The following is a 21428-nucleotide window of genomic DNA, read 5'->3' on the forward strand; positions in this document are numbered from 1 at the left end:
TGTGGCGGGCGTCACACACCTGTGCGCTTTGCCGTTATACCGGCCACTCCGGCACAGATCACGTCACCGGCGACGATGACCATCCGGGAGACCAGCGCGACCGCGATGGCGCTCCCCTGGTCGAGGATCGGCGCGAGCACGGCGACCATCGCGACCTCACGGACCCCGGCCCCCGCCGGGACGACGAAGGTCAGGATGCCCAGGCACCACGACAGCGCGAAGGCGCCCACGCAGAACAGCAGGTCGGAGCCGACGACGAAGTACAGGTGCACGCCGTAGGCGATCCAGCCGGACAACGCCCAGGCCAGCGCGGTGAGCATGCCGCGGCGGGTCAGCGGGCGCTCCAGCGGCTCGCGCTTGAGCCTGCGCAGCACCAGGCCGATCAGCCGGTTGATCACCTTGGGTTCGAGCAGCACCAGCAGCACCGGCACGGCCAGCAGGATCCAGCCGTAGCGGTCCCAGCCGAGCGTCGCCAGGGTGACCAGCAGGCCGCTGGCCAGTTGCACCGGCATCATCAGGAAGAAGGCGGCGGCGCTGCGCGAGCGCGGGACGCCGAGGTCCTTGCCCATCTCCATCTGGGCCAGCACCGGCCAGAGCGAGCCGGGGATGTACTTGCCGAGCTGGCCGACGAAGAAGACCTTGGCGGCCGGCCGTACGGGCAGGGGGGAGCCGAGGTCGGCCAGCAGCGAGCGCCAGGTGAACATGGCGCCCAGCAGGGCGGCCACGACGGCGGCCAGCGAGGCGGCGGTCATCGGCAGGGAGATGCGGGCGAAGCCGGCGCGCACCTCGTCCCACTGCCGGGCGACGAACCAGGCGCCGAAGCCGAGGGCGACGAGCAGGAAGACGATCCGCACGACCCGCCGCAGCAGCGCCCGCCGGTTCTTCCCTCCGCCTGGAGTCACGGGCGGCACGTCCGGTGCCTGGTCGGTGGGCGGGAGATCGGGGGTGGTCACAGCGGCCGGACCCGCTCGGGTGGCTGCGGCAGCCGCGCCCCCACCGGGAGCGCCGGCCGCTTGGTGGCCACCCAGATGTAGGTCGGCACCAGCGGCAGCAGCAGGCCCAGCACCGCCCGCGGGGTGAGGCCGAGCACCGCCCGGGCGATCTTGCCGAGCACGCCGGGGAACAGCTCGCCGCCGGCGAAGCGCTCGGGCGTGGCCAGCACCGGGAAGGTGTAGTCCCACACGTGGAAGGCGCGCAGCATCCGGCGCAGCCCCCGCCGCGTGCGGAAGCGCTCGTAGTAGTGGTCGGCCTTGCCGAAGGCCCGCACGTACCGGTCGGCCGCCCGCTCGGGCAGGTAGGACAGGAACGGCAGCTTGTAGTGCGGCTCCATGATCCCGAGCTTGTTGCCCAGCCCGAGGTAGAGCACGCCGTCGTCGGCCAGCACCCGGTGCATCTCGGCCACCACCGCGTCCGGGTCGACCACGTGCTCGTAGATGTGGTTGAAGACCAGCACGTCCACCGAGCCGTCCGGGAAGGGCAGCGCGGTGCCGTCGCCGCAGACGAAGGCCACCCGCTCGCCGAAGCGGTCGGCGGCCTTGCGCAGGCCCGGCACGTCGATGTCGACGCCGAGGGTGTGCTTGGAGACCGCGGCCAGCTCGTCGGCGATGAACCCGGCCGAGCAGCCGACGTCGCCGACGGTCAGCCCGGCGAGCGAGCCGCGGAAGTGCTCCAGGACCGCGATGATCTTCGCCGCCTTGCGCCGCCGCTTGGCCTCGTCCAGCATCGCCGCCTGGAACTCGGAGTACTCGAGCTGCTTTTGCCTCGCCACGCTGCCCCACAGTACCGGCCCACGGGCGCCCGGCCGTCTGGTTCCGCCCGGCCGGCCCGGCTACGCTGGCCTGATGCTGGCCCGCCTGCGTTCCTCCACCCTGCTCCGGGTCCTGCTCGCGCTGGTCGCCCTCGGCTTCCTGGCGTACGGCGTCGCCCGCACCTGGGACGAGACCAGCAAGGCGCTGTCGGCCATGTCGCCCGCCTCGGTGCTGGCCGCGCTCGCCGCGGTGCTGGCCGGGCAACTGTGCATGGTGCTGGCCTGGCGGCGCATCCTGGCCGGTCTCGGCTCGCCGCTGCCGCTGCGGATGGCCGGGCGGATCATGTTCGTCGGCCAGCTCGGCAAGTACATCCCCGGCACGGTCTGGGCCTACGCGGCGATGATGGAGCTGGGCCGCAGCCAGGGCAGCCCGCCCACGCGCACCTTCGCCACCATCTCGCTCGGGCTGCTGGTCAACCTGGGCGTCGCGCTCGGCCTGGCCGCGGCCACCGCCCAGCAGGCCTTCGCCGGGGCGTGGTACCTCCTGCTGCTCATCCCGCTGATCATCGTCTGCCTGCATCCCCGGGTGCTCACCTGGGGCCTCAACCTGGCCCTGCGGCTGGCGCGGCGCGAGCCGCTGGAGAGCGTCCTGCCCGGCCGCGCGCTGCTGGTCGCGGTGGCCTGGACCGCTCTTGGCTGGGCCTGCTGGGGCCTGCACATCTGGCTGCTCGGCGGCTCCGGCTACCCCGTCTCGACCGGCGCCTTCGCCTTCGCCTGGGCCAGCGGGCTGCTGGTCTTCTTCATCCCCTCCGGCGTCGGCGTGCGCGAGGGCGCCCTGGTCGTGGTGCTCGGCCCGCTGATCGGCGCGCCGGTCGCCCTGGCCATCGGGATCGTCTCGCGGCTGGTCTTCACCCTGTCCGAGCTGCTCATGGCGGGGCTGTTCTTCCTGCTGGGCCGTCAGAGCTCCAGCAGCGCGGCGGTGTACGAGGCCCAGAACGGCTCCGGGTCCACCGCCTTGACGCCCGAGCGCAACCGCTCCGGCTCGCCCGGCTCGTAGAAACGCTCGATCGCCGCGCGCAGCCCGGCCACGTCGCCCGGCCGGACCAGCAGCCCGTCCACGCCGTCGGTCACGTGGTCGGCCAGCGCGCCCACCCGGGTGGCGATCACCGGCAGGCCGTGCTCGTGCGCCAGCCACACGTTCTGGCTGGCCGTCGCGCTCCGGTAGGGCAGGACCACCGCGTCCGCGGCGGCGAACAGGGCCGGCACCTCGCCGGCCGCCACGTACCCCGGCCGCAGGTCCACCCGCTCGCCCAGCCCGAGCTCGGCGATCAGGGCCTTCGTCTGCTCCAGGCCGCCCCAGAACTCACCCGCCACGGTCAGCGCGATCCCCTCGGGCAACGCCCGCAGCAGCACGTCGAGACCCTTGTACGGGCGGACGATGCCGAAGAACAGCAGCCGCCGGTGCACCTCGGCCGACCGGTCGGCCGAGGTCGCCGGCAGGTGCGGCGGCAGCCCGGCGGTGCCGACCGGCTTCGCGGTCAGCTCGCGGGCCAGGCCGGCCTGCTCGGCCGAGTGCGTCAGGACCGCGTCCACCCGGCCCAGCAGGGCCTTCATCAGCGGCCGGTCGTACGGCTTGCGCTCGTGCGGCAGGACGTTGTGGCACAACGCGACCGTCCGGGCCCCGCCGCGCAGCCCCGCCAGGATGCCCAGGTAGGCCGGCACCTGCACCGGGCTCAGCACCGCGAACACCACCAGATCGGCCCCCCGCAGCCGCCGCCCGGCCGCCACCCAGCCCAGCGGGTTGCGCCAGTCGAGCACGCGCCGCGTCCGCGGGTACGGCAGGCCCTCGGGCTCGCTGATCGTCTGCTGCCCCGGGTACAGGAAGGAGGGGTACTGCGCCCGCCACGACTCGATCACCACGTCGTGGCCCGCCTCGCTCAGCCGCCTGGCCAGCTCGGTGGTGTGCTGCGCGCCCCCGCCCTTGTAGGGGTAGGTCGGCCCGACGATCGCGATGCGCACGCTACTCCCCTCGCGAGCGCACGATCAGGTCGGCCAGCAGGGCCACCGACCCGATCAGCATCCCGGACAGGAAGATCACGATGGTGTTGCTGGTCAGGTAGAACCCGTACCGCGCCACGTCGAACACGCCCTTGACCAGCCCGATGACGATCAGCCACAACGCCACCGGCATGAGCACCTTGAGCGGGTTGAAGTACATGATCATCCGCAGCACCTGCAGGATGTAGCGGTAGGCGTCGGAGACGAAGCTGAACTTCGACGTGCCCGCCCGCTTGGCGTAGTCGATCGGCAGGTAGTGCACGTCGTGCTGGTTCATCAGGAACGACAGCGTGATCGTCGTGACGCAGGAGAAACCGGGCGGCAGCAGCCGCAGATAAGGCCGGGCCACGCTCTTGCGGAAGGCGCGCAGCCCGGAGTTCAGGTCGGGGATCTTCTGACCGGCCAGGCGCTCGGCGATCTTCCTGATCACCCACTTCGCCGGGACCCGCAACATCTTGTGCGAGCCCTCCTCCGACGTGCGCGCGCCCACGACCTGGTCGATCGTGTGGTCCTTCTCCAGGAGCTGGACCAGCTCGGGGATGCGCTCGTTCGGGTAGGTCATGTCCGCGTCGGTCCACACGACGATCTCGCCGCGGGCCTCCTGCGTGCCGATCCGGCGCACGGTGCCCGAGCCGCCGTTGCGGTGGAAGGCGCGGATGCGCAGGTGCGGGTAGCCCGGGGCGGCGTCCTGGAGGCGCTGGAGCGTCTGGTCGGTCGAGCAGTCGTCCACGGCGACCAGCTCGTAGGTGTAACCGCTGGAGTCCATGGCTTTGCAGATGCGGTCGACCTCGTCGATGACGTGGTCCTGCTCGTTGTAACACGGCAGGACGATCGTGACGTAGGGGGCTTCTGCCATGGGGGATCCAGTGCTGCTCACGGGCGTTGAGGCTACCCTGCCCAGCCGGAGGCCGGGTGCACTACCCGGCAAGAATCCGCGCCTAGGCTGCGGGACATGGACGGTGCTGAGGCGCGGGCGCGGGTGCCGCTCGACCTGCTGATCACGCAGGTGGGCGAGGGTCTGCTCGAGGTTCTGTCGGGTCCTTCCTCGGTCGAGGTGAGTGGCACGACGGTGTTCGGCGATCCGCCGCCGCCCGGCTCGCTGGTGCTGATGGTCGGGCTCGACCCCGCCGGCCCGGCGACGGCCGAAGGGGTGCGCGGGCTGCGCGGGGCCGCGGCTGCGGTCGTGGGGCCGTGCCGGGACGAGGCCGTGGGACCGCTCGTCGCGGCGGCGCGGGAGGCGGGCGTCGCGCTCCTGCGGATGCGGTGGGCGCTGGCCTGGACGCACCTGTTCACCATGGCCGACGACCTCACCGGCGGGCGCGACGCCGGCGGTGTGGCGGGCGACCTGGGCGGCGTGCCGCCGGGCGACCTGCCCGCGCTGGCCGGGGCCATGGGCGCCGCGCTCAACCGGCCGGTCCTGCTCGTCGACACGCAGTGGCGGCTGCTGGCCTACTCCGCGCACGACCTGCGCACCGCCGGTGACCTGATGCGGGAGACCGTGCTCAACCGGATCGTCCCCGAGGCGGAGGCGCTGCCCCAGATGCGGCGGGAGCTGCTGCGTGACGGGCGGGCGCGGCGGCTGGGCCGCGGGGCCTCCGGGCGGATCGGGGCGGGGGTGCTGGCGGGCGGCGTGCCGTACGGGATGCTCTGGGTGATCGACGGCGAGGCGCCCCTGCCGGACGACCGGCTGGAGCTGGTGGAGCGGTTCGCGCGGCTCGCGGCCACGCACCTCGGGCAGGCGCGTGCCGTACGGCGGAGGCAGGGCGAGCTCGCCGGGCTGGCCGTCGAGGGCGGCGAGGGCGCCGCCGGCGCCTGCCGGGAGCTCGGGCTCGACCCGGCCGAGGGGCTCACGGTGGTCGCGGTGGGATCGAGGGCGGACGTGCCGGGCGGGGTGCTGCTGGAGAGCCTGGCCGCGCACCTGGAGGGCTATCGCCGGCCCGCCGCCTGCGCGCTGCGCGGCGACACGGTCTGCCTGGTGCTCGGGCCGAGGGCCAGGGAGTTCGCCGCCGACGCCGTCGGGCGGCCGCGCGGGCGGCGGCGGCTGGTCGCGGGAGTGGGCGGCCAGGTGTGGTCGGCCGAGGAACTGCCGCGCTCGGCGCGCCAGGCGGCGCTGGTGCTCGACGTGCTGCTCGGGCGGCCGGACGGGCCCGCGGTGGCGAGCGTGGACGACGTCCGGACCGAGGCCGCGATCGGCGAGCTGCGTCACCTGCTGGGTGACCGTACCGACCTGCTCGTGCACCGGCTGCCCGCCGAGCCGTGGATGCTGGCCTGGCTGGAGGCGGGCGGCGACTACCGGGCGGCGGCCGACCGGCTGGACGTGCACCCGAACACGCTCAGGTACCGGGTGCGCAAGCTCGCCGAGAGCGGCCTCGACCTGCACGACCCTGACGTCAGGCTGGCCACGTGGCTCCGCCTCCGCCTGGCGCACCGCCCCTCCGGCTGACCTGGCCGTCCCGGACAACCGACGCGGCCCGCGTTTGTGCCACAGGCCAGTTCACGGGCGGCCGGGCGGCGGCATCGTGGGCCGCATGACGTTGAACGTGCTGATCGACCGCGTCACCGAGGCGATGGCCGAGGGCTCGGCCGCGCGGGGTGGCCCGGTGCCCGCCGGGTCGCCCGCCGAGCTGGAGGCGAGGGTCCGCCGGGTCCTCGGCGACGTGCTGCCCGAACGTGGCACGGGAGCCGAGGAGGCGGCCACCGCCCTCGCCTGGCTGCTGGCCTACGGCGGCCCCGACCCCGCCGACCCGCGCTGCGCCGCCCACCTGCACTGCCCGCCGCTGCCCGAGGCGGTCGCGACCGATCTCGCGGTCTCGATGCTCAACCCGTCGCTCGACTCGTGGGACCAGGCGCCCAGCGCGGTGACCATGGAGAAGGCGCTCGTCGCCGCCCTCGCCACCCTTGTCGGGTACGGCGAGCACGCCTCGGGCACGGTCACCACGGGCGGCAGCGAGTCGAACCTCATGGGCCTGCTCCTGGCCCGCGACCGCCGCCCCGCCGCGTCGCGCCGCAGGCTGGTCTTCTGCTCCCGCGCCGCCCACTTCTCCGTACGGCGAGCCGCCGCCCTGCTGGGCCTCGGCGAGGACGCCGTGATCCCCGTCCCCACCGACGCCTCCCACCGGATGCACGCGGGCGCCCTCGCCGCGGCGCTGTCCGACGCGGCGGCCATGGGCGAAATCCCGGTGGCGGTCGTGGCCACGGCGGGCACCACCGACACCGGCGCGATCGACCCGCTGCACGAGATCGCCGCGCTGTGCGCCTCGCACGGCGCGTGGCTGCACGTGGACGCCGCCCACGGCGGTGGCGCGTTGTTCTCCTCGCGGCTCGCTCCCCTGCTCGACGGCCTGGGCCGGGCCGACTCCGTGGCGATCGACCTGCACAAGTTCGGCTGGGTGCCGGCGGCGGCCGGGGTGTTCCTCGTGAAGGAGGCGGGGGCGCTGCGGTCCCTGGAGATGAGCGCGGCCTACCTCAATCCCGGCGACGACGTGGCCGAGGGCTACGACGGGCTGCTCGGCGTCTCGCTGCGGACGACCCGGCGGCCCGACTGCGCGAAGATCCTCGTCGTGCTGCGCTCGCTGGGCAGGAGCGGCCTGGGCGCGCTCGTCGAGCGCTGCCACACCCTCGCGAACCGGGCCGCCGACCTGGTCGAGGCGTCGCCCGAGCTCGAACTGGTCGTGCGGCCCGTGCTGTCGACCGTGGTCTTCCGCTACCGGGCGCCGGACGGCGACCTGGTGAACGCCGGACTGCGCCGCCGCCTGCTGGCCGAGGGCCGGGCCGTGGTCGGCCGCACCGAGCTGGACGGCCGGGTCTGCCTCAAGCTGACCGTGCTGAACCCGGAGGCGGACGTGGCCGCCGTCCTCGCCGCCGTGATCGACGCGGGCCGGGTGCTCGCGGGCACGAAGGAGACGCGATGAGGCTCGACGAGCGGCTGGCCGAGCTCGCCGCCCGGCACGGGGTGCCGGGGGCCGCCGTCGCGGTGCTGGCCGGCGGGGAGGTGCGTGACGCCGCGACCGGCGTGCTCAACCTCGCCACCGGCTGGCCCGTCACCATCGACGCGCTCTTCCAGATCGGCTCGATCACCAAGCTGTGGACCGCCGCGCTGGTCATGGAGCTCGACCTCGACCTGGACGCCGAGGTGCGCGAGCTGCTGCCCGGCTTCCGCGCCGGTCTCACCCCGCGGCACCTGCTCACCCACACCTCGGGGCTGGAGGGCGACCTCTACGACGACTTCGGTCCCGGCGACGACGCGCTCGAACGGTACGTCGCCGCGCTCGACGAGCTCGCGCCCCAGGTCTTCCCGGCGGGCGAGCGCTTCTCCTACTGCAACACCGGCTACTGCGTCCTCGGCCGGATCGTCGAGGTCGTCACCGGGCTGAGCTGGGAACGCGCCGTGGAGGAACGGCTCGCCGGGCCGCTCGGGCTGACCGTGGCCACCTCGGCCGGCCAGGCGATCCTCGGGCGGCCGGCCGTCGGCCACGAGGGCGGGCAGGTGGTGCCGGTCTGGGCGATGCCGCGCTCGAACGCCCCCGCGGGCTCGTCGCTGGCGATGAGCGCGCGCGACCTCGTCCGTTTCGCCGGAGCGCACCTGGACGCCGCGTGGGCGGTGAGTCCCCAGGTGCGCCTGCCGCGGGGGATGGCGCGGCGGGGCGACTGGTGGTCGCTGGGCTGGGAGGGGCGCGACTGGCCCGGCGGTCCGGTGATCGGGCACGACGGCTCCACGAACGGGCAGGCGGCGTTCCTGCGTGCGGTGCCGGGGACCGGGGTGGCGGTGGCGCTGGTCACGAACGGCGGCGCGGGCCGGGCGTTGTTCGACGACCTGGCGCCGTCGTTGCTCGGCGTCACGCCGCCCGCCCCGCCGCCCGTTCCCGCCGAGGCCGCGCCGTGCGACCCGGCGCGCTTCGAGGGGCGCTACGCGGCCAGGGCGGTGTCGGTCGAGGTCAGGCGCGAGCCGTCGGGCGGCTTCCTGGTGACGCTCACCGACGAGGACGAGGGCGAGAGCGAGACCACGACGGCTCTGCCCGCCGACGCCGCCACGCTCGTGGCCCCCGACGGCACCTCACTCGTCTTCGCCGGAGAGGCCGGCGACGGCGGGTCCGCCTTCGTCTACCTGAGCGCGCGGGCGCTGCCCAGGACCGGGGAGGCGCAGCCTTAGCCAGGCCAGCAGCCGGGTGTCGGGGTCGGCCAGGTCGAGCCCCTCCTCGGCCAGGCGGCGCACCCGGTAGCGGACCCCGTTCGGGTGCAGTCCCGTGCGGGCCGCGGTCCGCGCCGCGTCGCCCATCGCCTCGATCCAGGTCAGCACGGTCTCCTCCTGGGCGGTGCCGAGCTCGTGCAGGAGGAGGTCGGGCGTGCCGTCCAGCAGGTCGAGCACCTCCTCGACGGCCACCCGTGCCCGGAGCGAGGCGGCGTCGCGCGGGCCGGCGTCCTCCATGACGGTCAGGACGAGCGAGGCCAGCCGGGCGGAGCGGGTGAGGCCGTGGGCGGTGCGTGCCGTACAGCCGAGGGCGACCCTGACCCCGAGATCGCCGGCGAGCTCGCCGGCGATCGCATCGGCGGTGCCCGCCGGGAGGATCGCGTAGACGATCTCGTCCCTGAGCACGCAGGCGGCCGGCTGCCCGCGGGCCGCCAGGGCCGTCGAGACGGCGTCGAGCAGCCCGGGGCGGGCCGCGCGCACGGCGGCGACCACGCAGCCGGAGGAGAGCCCGAGCCCGAGCGCGCGACAGGCCGCCGCGGAGCCGACGCCGTCGAGCGCCTGACCGGCGAGCCGTCCGCGCCGCTCGCGGTCGTTCCTCCTGGCCGCGAGGTGTCTCGACACGTGGAAGCCGCTGATGCTCGCGATCTCCTCGGCGAGCAGGAGGTACTCCGTCGGGAGTTCGGTGCGGCCCTCGTGCACCCACAGCATGCCCACCGGCCGTCCCGCCCAGCGGATGCCCGCGCCGATCCGCCAGACCGGGCGGCCGTCCTCCTCGTTGCGGAAGCGCAGCGCCCGGTGCCCGGCGAGCAGCAGCAGCCTGGTGCCGGGTGGCGCGTCGCGTTCCGGGACGGCCCTGGTCAGGAGCAGTTCGCGGTGGAGCTCGTCGGTCCACTGGTCGAGCACCGCCGAGTGGGCCAGCAGCCGCCACTCCGCGTCGAGGACGAGCACGGGCCGGCCGAGCAGCGCCGCCGCGTCGTCGGCCAGGCAGTCGAGGTCGCCTGGCGGCACCCGGGCGAGCGCCTCGGCCGCCGGACCCGGAGCGCGGTCCGCCGAGGCCGCCTCGACCAGGGCGAACACCTTCGCCCACGGCGACGGGGACCGGAGCAGCGCGACACCCGTCTCCTCCGCTGCGCTGACCAGGGCCGCGCACGGCTCGGAACGCACCACCGCCGCCGCGGCCCCCGTCAGCCCGGACAGCACCGACGCCGACTCGGGACGCGCGGGGTCCACGCCCACGAGCAGCACCACGGAACCGGCGCGGGTGACCGGCGCGCCCGCCAGATCGTGCAGCACGGCGCCGGTGATCGCGACATCCAGCCCGCGCGGGGCCACCACCAGCGTGAACGCGTCGAGAAGTCCCGCCAGAGACGAGCCAGCACCCACCCGCGCCCCCCAGGACAACGAAACTGCCTCAACGTTAGCCGATCGCACAGTCCAGGCCGGGCCCGCACTCCGCAGGGTGTGGTCATGGACCAACCGCTCCGCAACGTGCCGCACCGGCACGGACCGAGCATGTATCCCGTCACCGCGCTCGGGGCGCTGGTGGTCGGCAACTCCTTCGCCGACACCGGGCTGACCGTGCTCGGCCCCGACCTCAGGACCGAGCTCGGCCTGAGCGTGGGCGACCTCGCGAGCGCGATGTCGGTGCAGTTCCTCGCCCTCGCCGTCGCGCCGCTCGCCCTGGCCGCCCTGGTGACGTCCAAGCCGCGGCGCGCGCTGCTGTCGCTCGGCACCGCGCTGGTGTGGAGCGCCGCGACCGCGGCCGTCGCGCTCACCACGGGGATGTGGAGCCTCGCCCTGGTCGTGCTGGTGTTCGGGCTGGCCAACGGCAGCACGGTCGCCCTGCACACGCCTCTGCTGGTGGACACCTACCCGCCCGAGGTGCGCGCCCGCGTGCTCACCCTGTACGGCGCGGCGGGCGCGCTGGCCTACCTGGCCGCGCCGCTGGTCGTCTCGGCGCTCACCGGCCGGCTCGGCCTCGACTGGCGGGCCACCTTCGCCGCGCTGGGCGGCATCTCGGCGCTCACCTGCCTGTTCGCGATCCGGTTGCGCGATCCCGGCATCGGCCGCCACGACCCGGAGCCGAGCGCGCCCTCGAAGACGGGCCTGCTCGCGGCGGGCAAGGCCATGGCCAGGACGCCCACGCTGCGCCGGATCCTGGCCGGGTTCGCCGCCTTCGGTGCGCTTCAGGTGCCGGTGTCGGCGCTGGTGGCCGTGCATCTGGCCGATCGCTGGCACCTCGGCGCGGACGCACGCGGGCTCTACGCCTCCTGCGCGGCGGGCGTCATGCTGGTGACGCTGCTCGCCGTGGGACAGCCGCTGGACCGCGTCTTCTCCGCGCGTCCCGGCGGCGTGGCGGTGATCTGCGGCGGGGCGGTCACCGGCACGGCGCTCCTCTACGCGGCGGGGGTGCTCGCGCCGTCGCTGCCCCTCACGCTCGCCGCGTTCGGGCTGGCCTCGGCCGCGCAGTCGCTCATCGTGCCGTGCGCGCAGCTCATCAGCCAGTCGGTGGTGGCGCCCGCGCATCGTGCGCCCGCGGCGGCGGTGACCGCGTTCGCGCTCGCGGGCGGCGGGCTGGTGGGGGCGGTCCTGCTCGGCCTGGTGGAGGAGGCGCTGGGCGTGGCGGGGGCGGTGATCGCGATCGGCGTGCCCGGTGTCGTGGCCGCCGCGGTGATCGCCTCGGCCGGCCGGACGATCGGCGATGATCTGGTGACGGGGGTACGGGCATGAGCGGGTTCGCCGTACGGGACGGCAGGACGCTGCACGTCGAGAGCACGGGTACGGGTGAGCCCCGCGTGCTCCTGGAGGCCGGGCTGGGCGGCACCCGCACGCAGTGGGCGCTGGTGGCGCCCGCGCTGGCGGCGGTGACCACGGTGCTCGCCTACGACCGGGCCGGGCTCGGGCGCAGCGACCCCGCCCCGGGACCGCGTGACCACGCGCGGATGGCGTGCGACCTCGACGACCTGATCGGGCGGACGCCCGTCGTCCTCGTGGGCCACAGCCTGGGCGGCGCGGTGGCCGAGCTGTACGCCAGGACGCGGCCGGACCGGGTGGCCGGGCTGGTGCTGGTCGACCCCTCCGCCCCGCAGCAGGACGTGCCTCTGCCGGGCGGGCCGGCGTTCCGGCTGCTGAAGGTGCTCCAGCCGGTGTCCGACGCCCTTGAGGCCGCCTCCGACCTGGTACGGCTGGCCCTGGCCAGGCCCTCGCCCGCCGTCCGTGACGTGGCCGCGTCGATGCCGCCCGACCTGCGGGCCCAGACGTTGCGCGAGGCGGCGACCAGGTCGGCGGCGCGAGCCGTACGGGCGGAGGGCGCGGCCCAGCAGCGCAGCCTCACGGCCCTGTTCGAGCTGCGCCGCACCACGCCGTTGCCGGACATCCCGGTCACCGTGCTCACCGCGGGCGAACGGCCCAAGCAGTTCGCCGAGCTGTGGGACAACCTGGCCGCCAGCCACCGGCGGCTCGCGGCGAGCGTTCCGCGCGGCCGGCATGTGGTCGCCGCGCGCGCCGGGCACCTGATCCCGCAGGAGCGGCCCGACCTGGTCATCGAGGAGATCCTGCGGGTCGTCAGGGAGGTCCGCGGTGCCGCGTGAACTCGTGCTGGCCAACGGCCTGCGCGTCCTCGTCGTGGAACGGCCGGGCACCGGGCTGGTGGCCGTCGACCTGCGGTACCGGGCGGGCTCGCGGCACGAGCCGCGGGGACGCACCGGGCTCGCGCACCTCACCGAGCACCTGATGTTCGCGCCCGGCCACATGACGGAGCTGGAGGGGCTCGGCGCGGTCTACGACGCCGACACCTGGTTCGAGCACACGGCCTACCACACCCTGGTCAGGCCGCAACATCTCGAACGGGTCCTGCGGCTGGAGGCCGCGCGGATGCGCGAGTCGCCGCGCCGCCTGGGCGCGCAACGCGAGGTGGTGCGGGCCGAGGTGCTGCAGCGGGTGTTCGCCTTCCCGTACGGCACGCACCTCCCCCATCTGCTCCCGCTCTGCCACCCCTTCGGCCACACCCCGGCGGGCATCGAGGAGGACCTCGACGCGATCACCCTGCGCGACTGCGTCGCCTTCCATCGCAACTGGTACGTGCCGGGCAACGCCGTCCTGGCCGTGGTGGGCGACGTCCCGACCGCGACCGCGATCGAGCTGGCCGCCCTGGCCTTCACCCCCGTCCCGCCCGGCCGGACCGAGCTGATCGCGCCCGAGCTGCCGGGACGGTACGTGACCGGTGAGGCGCCGCCCAGGCTCACCGTCCCGGAGCCGCAGCCGCTCCCGGCCGTCTACCAGGCCTTCCGGCTGCCGCCCGAGGGCGGGGCCGAGATCGAGGCGGCGGACCTGGCCCTGCGCGTGCTGGCCGCCGGCGAGGGGTCGCGCCTGCACCGGCGGCTGGCCGAGGAGGGCGCGCAGTCCGTCGAGGTGGACGTCCACCGCTTCGCCGTCGCGTCCTCGCTGGCGATCGTCAAGGTCCACGCCGCGCCCGGCTCCGATCTCGCCGCGATGGAGCGGGCGGTGACCGACGAGATCGCCGAGCTGGCCGCGGGCGGCTTCCGGCCGGGTGAGCTGGCCCGCGCCAAGGCCATGGCCACGCGGGCGGCGCTCGAACGGGTCGAGACGGTCGGCGGGCTGGCGGCCGAGCTCACCTTGGAGGCCGTCCAGACGGGCGAGGCCGGACGGGCGCTCACCGCCGCCCGCAGAATCGCCGCCGTGACCGAGCCGGCCGCGCTCGCCGCCGTGTGGCGGCTGGGCGCACCGGCGGGCGTCCTGACCTACCTGCCGAAGGAGAGCTGATGGGGTCCGACACGTGGGCGCTGCCCGCGCTGCGCCGTACCGGGTCGACGGTGGTGTGTGACCGGCCCGCCGGTGGGCTGGCGGCCGTCCGGCTGGTCGGGGCGGCGGCCGGACCGGCCGGTGACGCGCCCGCGTGGGAGGCGCTCGGCGCCGAGCTGCGGGTCTCGCCCGGCGAGGTGGCCTTCGAGGTGCCCGCCGCGCGGCTGGAGGAGGCGGTGCGGCTGCTCGCGCCGCCCGATCCGGAGGACTCCACGCTCTCGCCGCGTCACGCCGCGCGCTCCCGCCTGCTCGCGCGGCTCAGGGGGTCGTGGCAGGCGGGGACGCTGGTGGTGGTCGGCGAGGTCGGCGACTTCTCCGGGCAGCGGGCCGAGCGGCTCCTCAAGCTGTGCGGTCCCGCGCTGCCGCCCGGGCCGGCGGGTCCGGTGGCAGTGGAGGCGGCGCCGCTGGCCCTGCCCTGGGAGGGCGCTTTGCAGGCCCACGTCGCCATCGGCTACCGGGTGCCGGGCCGGGAGGACCACGTGGCGTGGGCCGCGCTCACCGTCGCGTGCCGGGTGCTCGGCGAGGGCCTGTTCACCCGGCTCAACCGGGTGCTCAGGGAGGAGCTCGGCCGAACCTACGGCTTCACCGCCTCCCTCGACCCCGGGCCGGGCGGCGCGGTGCTGCTCGTCCAAGGCGCGGTGGGCGATGAGAAGGCCACGAAGCTGGCGCTCGGCATCCTGCGCGAGACCGCGTCGCACGGCGTGGGCGCGGAGGAGTGCGAGCGGGCGGTCACGGCCTGTCTCGACGGGGCGTGGTCGCGTTTCGAGAGCGCCGCGGGACTCGCCGACGAGCTGGCCTCCCTCGCGGCGGCCGGGCTGCCGCCCGAGTGGCTGTCCGGCCACCTGGAGGCGCTGGGGCGGCTCGACGCGGCGACGGTCTCGGAGGTGCTGGGCAAGCACCTGGTCGCACCCGTCGTCGTCACCGCCGGCCGGCCGTCCATCCGGAGCTACCCCCGGTGGTGAGGCCGCCGAGGCCGGAGCTATCCCCTGGTCAGGCGGGGAGGGCCATCCAGACCGTGGCGCTGAGGCTCCACACCCCGTCGGGCGGCTTCACCAGGGAACGTTCGTCCTGCTTGGTCCGCAGCGCCAGCACCTGACGCGGCGGGCCGTACGCGGTGAGCTGGCCGGGCTGGGCGGCCAGCAGGACCGGCACCCGCCCGGCGGCCCGGATCTTCGCGATCAGCCGCCGCACGTCGGCCTCCGGCGGGGTGTCCGTGGACTCGGCCCGGCGGACCTGTGCCGAGGGCGCCCCGCACATGCCGCGCACGACCTGGGTGAAGCGGTCGCCGGTGACCCGCTCGACGAGGAGCACGGACGCCCGGGGCGGGATCGCGGCGCACATCGCCTCGACCGCCGCCCGCTCGCCGCGCTCGACCGGGGTGAACGCGGTGCCGATCGAGGTGATCGCCCCCGGGACCAGCAGCAGCACGACGCCCACGCCGGCGATCCAGCCCTGGGCGCGCCTGCCGTACCCGAGGCGGCGGGCCTTGTCGCGCACCCACGCCAGCCCCCAGAAGGCGAGCAGCAGGAGCCCGGGGAGCACGACCGGGACCAGCCGGCGCGAGGCCCACGGGTGGTCGGGCGTGATCTCGGGACGCAGCAGCGTGGTGACGGTGGTCCAGCCGATGAGCGCGAGCGGCAGCAGCCACTCGGCCGAGGCGCCGTCCCGCAGCATCCGCCGCACCAGCACGGCGGCGGCGAGGGTGGCGAGCACGACGGCGGGGAAGCCGATGTACCAGATCACCCAGTAGAGGGAGTTCTCGAAGTAGAGGTGGCCGCCGTCGATCGGCAGGCCGTTGTCGCGCTGGGTGACCTCGATGAAGCGGTAGGTGAGCCAGTCCTCCTCCGTGACCGGCTGCCGTGTTACCTGCTGCACCCAGGGGCGGACGGCGAAGCCGAGCATCACCGCCACCACGGCCGCCGCCCCGGCCGCCGGCAGGAACGCCGGGCGCCGCCACCGAGCGAGCCTCGGCGCCAGCGCCGCCCCGAGCACGGTCAGCAGCAGCACCGCCGCGCAGACGGCCAGCAGGGGCACGACCGAGCGGGACAGGTAGGAGAGGTACGGCCTGGCCAGCACCGCGGCCGCCACGAACCCCAGCCCGGCCCCGGCGGCCAGCCCGCCCAGCAACGCCAGCCCCAGCCGCCCGGGCCCGCCGCGGACCGCTCCCCCACGCGCTCCGGCCCCGGCCGGAGCCCCGCCGCGCGTGCGCCCGAGGGCGATGAGGAACCCGGCGTAGGCCAGCACGGGCAGCACGTCCCGCAGCCCGTCCACCCGCACGAGGACCGCCAGCCCGGCCACCAGCCCGGCCAGCGCCACCCGCCCCGGCGAGCCGCGCCCGCCCGCGGCGTGCGCGTCGTGCAGCAGGGCCACCCCGCCGAAGAGCAGGATCAGCGAGGTGATCTCGCTGAGCGTGGTGCGCGAGGTGTAGAGGACGGGCAGGCTGACCGCGAAGGCCAGCGCCGTGGGTACCGCCCAGCGCCCGCCGCCCAGCCGCGCGGCCACCCCGGCGACGACCAGCACCGCCAGCGCCCCGAGCACCGCCGGGGAGACCAGGAGCCCGCCCAGCCACTCCCCGGCCGCGAACACCATGGGCGGCCCCGGCATGAACTGCGGCACCACCCCTTCTGGCCGGTCGTAGAAGCCGACGCTGCCGAAGTCGAGCGCGGGATCGGCCCCGCCGAAGGCGGCCTCCTGCCGGTCGACCGGCAGCGAGCCGTGCTCGGCGATCCAGATGGCGTACTGCGCGTAGGTGGCCGGGTCGCGGCGCACGATGAGCTGCTCGCTGTGCAGCAACGCGTTGAACACCCCGGACCCCAGCGCCACCGCGAGCACGCCGCCGGTCTGCCAGCCGGTGGCGTCGGCGGTCTCGGGCAGCCGGCGCAGCGCGGCCACGCACAGCGCCCCGGCCACGGCGATCCCCAGCGGCACGGCGACCAGGGGCCGGAACCAGCCCAGCAGCAACAGCGGCAGCCCGGCCAGCAGCCACCCGGCCACCAGGAGCGCGGGCACCACGGACAGGACGGCGAGCACCCGGCCCGCCGACGGCCGGCGTGAAGGATCGGTGAGTGCCATCGGTGCTCGGGAGCGTATCCAATGGGGGTGACAACCCGCCCGCCTCCTGCCCGAACAGGTGTGGCCGCGGGGTAGCGTACGCCGGGAAAACGATCGGGGGGTGCGCATGGGGCTGCTGCGGCGGCACGGCTGGTTCGCGGGCCTGTTCGCGCTCGGCGCGCTCCTGCGCGTGGTGACCATGCTGGGCTACCGGCCCGCGCTGTGGTTCCCCGACTCCTACAGCTACATCGTCACAGTCATGCGCCCGCGCCCCGACCTGGTGCGCCCGGCGGGCTACTCGATGTTCATGAAGCTGCTGGAGCCCCTGCACAGCTTCGGCGTGGTCGCCGCCACTCAGCACCTGCTCGGCCTGGCCGTCGGCGCGTTGGTCTACTGGGCGGCGGTGCGCCGCGCCCCGCGCTGGGCCGCCGCGCTGGCCGCCGCGCCGGTGCTGCTGGACGCCTACCAGATCGAGCTGGAGCATCTGCTCGTCTCCGACACGCTCTTCATGGCGCTGGTGGTGGCCGCGGTCGTGCTGGCCCTGCGCGAGGAGCCGCCCGCGCTCGCCATCGGCCTCCTGCTGGCCGCCGCCGCGCTGACCCGCACGGTCGGGCTGCCGCTGGTCGGGCTGGTCTGCCTGTGGCTGCTGGTACGGCGCCGCCCGCGCAAGGCGGTCGCCCTGCTGGTCGCCGCGCTGATCCCGATCGTGGCCTACGGCGGCTGGTTCTATGCCACCTACCAGCGCGTCGGCCTGGTCGGTGCGAACGGCGTCTTCCTCTACGCCCGCACCATGTCCTTCGCCGACTGCGCCCGGATGCGCCCGCCGCCCGATCTGGCCGTGCTGTGCGACCCGCGCCCGGCCGGGCAGCGGCCGCCGTCGCAGGAGTACGTCTGGTCGCGCGAGTCGCCGCTGGTGCGGCTGCCGGACGAGACCTTCGTCAAGGAGACCGACGACAAGGCCATGCGCTTCGCCCTGCTGGCGATCCGCACGCAGCCGCTCGACTACGCCGCCTCCCTGCTGGGCGAGCTGGGCCGGACCTTCACCTGGGGGCGGCCGGTCTACCCGGACGCCGAGATCTACGCCTACTACCAGTTCCCGGCCCAGACCCCGCCGCCGCCCGGCCGCTATCCGGCCCGGGTGGGCACGGAGTTCGCCCGGGAGTACCAGCAGGGCGAGATCGCGACGCGGGTGGTGGAGCCGTGGGCCGGATGGATGCGGACTTATCAAGATTTCGCGCGGTTGCCGGGGGCCGTTCTCTTGCTCGTGCTCCTCGTCCCGCCGGGCGTCGCCGTGGCCCGGATCTGGCAGGCTCGGCGGGCGGGCCGGGAAAGGTCCTGGTCAGGGCCTCCGGCGTGGGCGCTGCCCTGGGCGGGGGCCTGGGCGCTACTGCTCATGCCGCCGGCGGTGGCGGAGTTCGACTACCGCTACGTGCTGCCTGCCGTACCGCTGGCTTGCCTGGCGGCGGTTCTGAGTACTCCTCGCGATACGTAAAGTCTTTCACGTTGTTATTCCACGGTATGTCCGGCTCTGAGTATGCTCTTCGGCGGGTGTATCACGCCCCGGTCACGATTGATTTACCTCGATCTTGCCCACAGGCACGCCGAGTGTGACCTACTCTCGGCGCGATGGAGGAGGCCGCGTGTGACCGCGTCGGAAAGGCCGTGGGGGGCGAATGAGTGAGCATCGGGGCGTCTCCGTCCAGGACCGCCGCGTCGCGCCGACTCAGCCGCGGGAACGCATGTCCCATCGCGCGTCCGGCCCTCCGCCGCAGGGACCGCCCCCCGGCGGGCGCCGCGCGGCCAAGGGCGGCAACGGCGGCCCCAACCGCATGCGGGTCATGGCCTGGGTGAGCATCGGCCTGACCGTAGCGCTGGTCGGCGCTCTGCTGACCGGCTACGGCATGCTGCGCAGCACCTTCAGCGGCCTCCGCACGGAGGACGTGGCCAGCAAGATCAAGGGCCCGCGCCCGCAGAACCTCACCGGCGCGCTCAACGTGCTCATCGTCGGCTCCGACACCCGCGCGGGCAAGGGCAACGCCCGCTACGGCCAGAAGCTGGCCCGCGAGGTGGACGCGGGCGGCAAGCGCACGGACACGATGTTGCTGATGCACATCTCGCCCAACCGCGACGCCGCGCAGATCGTCAGCCTGCCCCGTGACTCGATGGTCCTCATCCCCGAGTGCCAGAACGAGAAGACCGGCGCGACCATCCCCTCCCACATGGAGATGATCAACTCCGCCTACAACAACGGCGGCATCGCCTGCACGGTCGACACCGTCGAGACCCTCACGGGCATCCGCATCGACCACTTCGTCGAGGTGGACTTCTCCGGCTTCAAGAACATCGTCGACGCCCTCGGCGGCGTGGAGATGTGCTTCACCACCGCGATCAACGAGCCGCTGTCCAAGTTCAACATCACCGCCGGCACCCACAAGCTCAACGGCGAGCAGGCCCTGGCCTACATGCGGCTGCGGAAGATCGGCGCCGACCAGAGCGACCTGCAGCGCATCAAGCGCCAGCAGAAGTTCCTCAGCAAGATGGTCCAGGCGGCCACCTCGACCAACCTGATGACCGACGTCGGCAAGCTCACCAAGCTGATCGACGCGGCCAAGGAGTCGGTGCTGATGGACGAGGACCTCGCCAAGGACCCGCAGAAGCTGCTCGACATCGCCGCCAGCGCCGGCAAGCTGACCGCCAGCGGCGTGAAGTTCATCATGGTCCCGGTCGAGGCCTACCCGGCGGACAAGAACCGCGTCCAGTGGGTCAAGCGCGAGGCAGACCTGCTCTGGCAGCAGATCTCCCAGGACGTCGAGGTGGTGCAGCAGGCCACGGCCAAGCCGACCGGCCCGCAGCTCAAGCCGCAGCAGGTCCAGATCCAGGTGCTCAACGGCACCGACCGGGTGGGCGAGGCGCAGAAGGTGGCCGACGAGCTGACCAAGTGGGGCTTCAAGGTCGTCGGCGTGGGCAACACCCCGGCCGCCGCCCCGCAGACGAAGGTCCTCTACTCGGCCAAGTCCGCCGCCGACAAGCCCTTCGCGGAGCTCGCGGCGGCCAAGCTGAGCGGCACCAAGCCCGCCGCGGCGACCAAGGTCAAGCCGGTCAACCTGAAGCCGTACAGCCCGAGCGCCGGGGTGAGCGCGCCGGAGTTCGAGGGCAAGGTCGAGCCCGGTCCGATCGTCCAGGTCGTCATCGGCGCCGACTACCAGGGCGTGCGCGTCCCGACGACGGTGTCCAAGGTCGTCGAGCAGAACACCGTGACCGCGGATCAAAAGAACATTTGCACCTGACCTGCGAGTTTTCTGTGTAAAGCGCTCTTCTGACAGCGAGCTGCAAGAGGGGACCGCTAGGGTAGATCACGCCCAGCGGTCCCCCGAGAAGAGCGTCCCCCTGTTGTGAGCGACACGAGATACTCCTTGCCGGTCCCCAGGACTCCTTCGGGTGCGGACACCGACCCGAAGGGTGTGTGGTGGCCGCAGCCGCCCGCCGAGGCCCAGCAGGAGCCTCCGCAGGACGACAAGCCCGCGCCGCCGAAGAAGACGCGTGAGCCGTATCTCGACAACGTCAAGTTCCTGCTGATCGCGCTGGTGGTCGTCGGCCACTCGCTGGTGCCGACGCTCAACGCCGACTCCTCGCGCTCGCTCTACATCTTCATCTACACCTTCCACATGCCGCTGTTCGTGGTCATCAGCGGCTACCTGTCCAGGAACTTCTGGAACTCCAACGCCAAGACCAACAAGCTGGTCGACACCTTCCTGATCCCCTACGTGATCGTCGAGGTGGGCTACGCCGCGCTCCGCACCGCCCTCGGGCAGAAGTGGAGCCTGACGATCATCGACCCGGCCTGGCTCAACTGGTACCTGGTGGCGCTGCTGTTCTGGCGGCTGTCCACGCCGGTGTGGAAGCGGATGAAGTTCCCCATCCCGGTCTCGATCGCCGTCTACCTGTTCGCCGGCTTCTCGCAGATCTCCGGCGAGTTCAGCATGGACCGCTTCTTCGGCCTGCTGCCCTTCTTCGTGATCGGCCTGACCCTGCAGCCGCAGCACTTCGAGTGGCTCAACCGGCTCTGGGTCAAGATCGTGGCGGGCGTGATCCTGCTCGGCGCGGCCGGCGTGGCCATGCTGGTGTCGATGAAGAAGCTGAGCCTCAAGCCCTTCTACTTCAAGCACAGCTACAAGGACATGGACCTGTCCTGGTGGATGGGCCTGGCCGAGCACCTGCTCATCCTCGGCGCCTCGCTGGCCATGTGCTTCGCCTTCCTGGCGCTCGTGCCGCGCGGCGAGACCTGGTACACCGACCTCGGCACCCGCACGCTCTACGCCTACCTGCTCCACGGCATCCCGGTGCTGATCGCCAAGGAGACCGGGCTGCTCGACCTGCCCTGGCTGCACGGGCCGCTCGGCGCGCTGGCCATCTCCACCAGCGCCTTCGCCCTGGCCATCGTGCTGTGCCTGCCGATCACCCGCACGCTCTTCAAGTGGCTCGTCGAACCGCGGCTGACCTGGCTCTACCGCCGGCCGTCGGTCCCGCAGGAAGTTAAGCGGTAGTTCCCTCCCGATTCACGCC

17 protein-coding genes are annotated in these 21428 nt (G+C 74.0%); 11 read left to right on the forward strand and 6 right to left on the reverse strand.

Translation table 11 applies throughout. The features are described from left to right. Window positions 1-11: 11 nt before the first annotated feature. Window positions 12-953, reverse strand: coding sequence for a lysylphosphatidylglycerol synthase domain-containing protein (locus ACIBG7_RS02955; protein ID WP_397334978.1), 942 nt, complete (start codon window positions 951-953; stop codon window positions 12-14). Then, window positions 950-1768, reverse strand: coding sequence for a methyltransferase domain-containing protein (locus ACIBG7_RS02960; RefSeq protein WP_397334979.1), 819 nt, complete (start codon window positions 1766-1768; stop codon window positions 950-952). Before ACIBG7_RS02960 ends, ACIBG7_RS02955 begins: the two co-directional genes overlap by 4 nt. Window positions 1769-1841: 73 nt before the next feature. On the opposite strand from ACIBG7_RS02960, the gene ACIBG7_RS02965 reads away from it, so the two are divergent. Beyond that, a complete protein-coding gene (locus ACIBG7_RS02965) occupies window positions 1842-2804 on the forward strand; it encodes a lysylphosphatidylglycerol synthase domain-containing protein (RefSeq protein ID WP_397334980.1) in 963 nt (320 codons plus the stop codon). Here the strand turns inward: ACIBG7_RS02965 and ACIBG7_RS02970 are convergent. After that, window positions 2705-3766, reverse strand: a complete 1062-nt coding sequence (locus ACIBG7_RS02970) for a glycosyltransferase family 4 protein (protein ID WP_357916702.1) — start codon at window positions 3764-3766, stop codon at window positions 2705-2707. The two genes, ACIBG7_RS02965 and ACIBG7_RS02970, sit on opposite strands and share 100 nt — an antisense overlap. Before the next feature lies 1 nt (window position 3767). Next, on the reverse strand, window positions 3768-4661 hold the full coding sequence (locus ACIBG7_RS02975) for a glycosyltransferase family 2 protein (RefSeq protein ID WP_357916699.1): 894 nt from the start codon (window positions 4659-4661) through the stop codon (window positions 3768-3770). Window positions 4662-4757: 96 nt separating this feature from the next. Between ACIBG7_RS02975 and ACIBG7_RS02980 the strand changes: the two genes are divergently transcribed. The 3 genes from ACIBG7_RS02980 (at window position 4758) to ACIBG7_RS02990 (ending at window position 8954) form a co-directional block, all read left to right on the forward strand. Then, on the forward strand, window positions 4758-6248 hold the full coding sequence (locus ACIBG7_RS02980; RefSeq protein ID WP_397334981.1) for a PucR family transcriptional regulator: 1491 nt from the start codon (window positions 4758-4760) through the stop codon (window positions 6246-6248). 85 nt (window positions 6249-6333) lie between these two features. After that, a complete protein-coding gene (locus ACIBG7_RS02985; RefSeq protein ID WP_397334982.1) occupies window positions 6334-7716 on the forward strand; it encodes a pyridoxal phosphate-dependent decarboxylase family protein in 1383 nt (460 codons plus the stop codon). Continuing rightward, window positions 7713-8954 carry a serine hydrolase domain-containing protein gene (locus tag ACIBG7_RS02990; protein ID WP_397334983.1) on the forward strand — a complete coding sequence of 414 codons (1242 nt, stop codon included), beginning with the start codon at window positions 7713-7715 and terminating at the stop codon, window positions 8952-8954. The genes ACIBG7_RS02985 and ACIBG7_RS02990 overlap by 4 nt, the downstream gene beginning before the upstream one ends. On the opposite strand, the gene ACIBG7_RS02995 is transcribed toward ACIBG7_RS02990, so the two are convergent. Further along, window positions 8859-10376: a PucR family transcriptional regulator gene (locus tag ACIBG7_RS02995; protein ID WP_397334984.1), complete on the reverse strand. Its 1518-nt coding sequence runs from the start codon at window positions 10374-10376 to the stop codon at window positions 8859-8861. The genes ACIBG7_RS02990 and ACIBG7_RS02995 overlap by 96 nt on opposite strands. Window positions 10377-10460: 84 nt before the next feature. Between ACIBG7_RS02995 and ACIBG7_RS03000 the strand changes: the two genes are divergently transcribed. Genes ACIBG7_RS03000 through ACIBG7_RS03015 form a run of 4 tightly spaced genes read left to right on the forward strand, consistent with a single transcriptional unit; the run spans window position 10461 to window position 14776 of the window. Next, complete coding sequence (locus tag ACIBG7_RS03000; protein WP_397334985.1) at window positions 10461-11723, forward strand: MFS transporter; 1263 nt, start codon at window positions 10461-10463, stop codon at window positions 11721-11723. Then, window positions 11720-12583: an alpha/beta fold hydrolase gene (locus ACIBG7_RS03005; RefSeq protein ID WP_397334986.1), complete on the forward strand. Its 864-nt coding sequence runs from the start codon at window positions 11720-11722 to the stop codon at window positions 12581-12583. The genes ACIBG7_RS03000 and ACIBG7_RS03005 overlap by 4 nt, the downstream gene beginning before the upstream one ends. Then, complete coding sequence (locus tag ACIBG7_RS03010) at window positions 12573-13775, forward strand: M16 family metallopeptidase (protein ID WP_397334987.1); 1203 nt, start codon at window positions 12573-12575, stop codon at window positions 13773-13775. The genes ACIBG7_RS03005 and ACIBG7_RS03010 overlap by 11 nt, the downstream gene beginning before the upstream one ends. Further along, window positions 13775-14776, forward strand: a complete 1002-nt coding sequence (locus ACIBG7_RS03015; protein ID WP_397334988.1) for a M16 family metallopeptidase — start codon at window positions 13775-13777, stop codon at window positions 14774-14776. Before ACIBG7_RS03010 ends, ACIBG7_RS03015 begins: the two co-directional genes overlap by 1 nt. 28 nt (window positions 14777-14804) lie before the next feature. Here ACIBG7_RS03015 and ACIBG7_RS03020 read toward each other — a convergent pair whose 3' ends face one another. After that, the gene (locus ACIBG7_RS03020) at window positions 14805-16886 is read right to left on the reverse strand and encodes a hypothetical protein (protein ID WP_397334989.1); all 2082 of its coding nucleotides are present in this window, start codon (window positions 16884-16886) and stop codon (window positions 14805-14807) included. A 106-nt stretch (window positions 16887-16992) separates the two neighbouring features. On the opposite strand from ACIBG7_RS03020, the gene ACIBG7_RS03025 reads away from it, so the two are divergent. The 3 genes from ACIBG7_RS03025 (at window position 16993) to ACIBG7_RS03035 (ending at window position 21409) form a co-directional block, all read left to right on the forward strand. Next, the gene (locus ACIBG7_RS03025) at window positions 16993-18357 is read left to right on the forward strand and encodes a hypothetical protein (protein WP_357918373.1); all 1365 of its coding nucleotides are present in this window, start codon (window positions 16993-16995) and stop codon (window positions 18355-18357) included. Between the two features lie 181 nt (window positions 18358-18538). Next, the gene (locus ACIBG7_RS03030; protein WP_397334990.1) at window positions 18539-20152 is read left to right on the forward strand and encodes an LCP family protein; all 1614 of its coding nucleotides are present in this window, start codon (window positions 18539-18541) and stop codon (window positions 20150-20152) included. A 105-nt stretch (window positions 20153-20257) separates the two neighbouring features. After that, the gene (locus tag ACIBG7_RS03035) at window positions 20258-21409 is read left to right on the forward strand and encodes an acyltransferase family protein (protein ID WP_357916676.1); all 1152 of its coding nucleotides are present in this window, start codon (window positions 20258-20260) and stop codon (window positions 21407-21409) included. Window positions 21410-21428 lie beyond the last annotated feature (19 nt).

Source organism: Nonomuraea sp. NPDC050328 (assembly GCF_044459405.1).
Taxonomy (GTDB): Bacteria; Actinomycetota; Actinomycetes; order Streptosporangiales; family Streptosporangiaceae; genus Nonomuraea.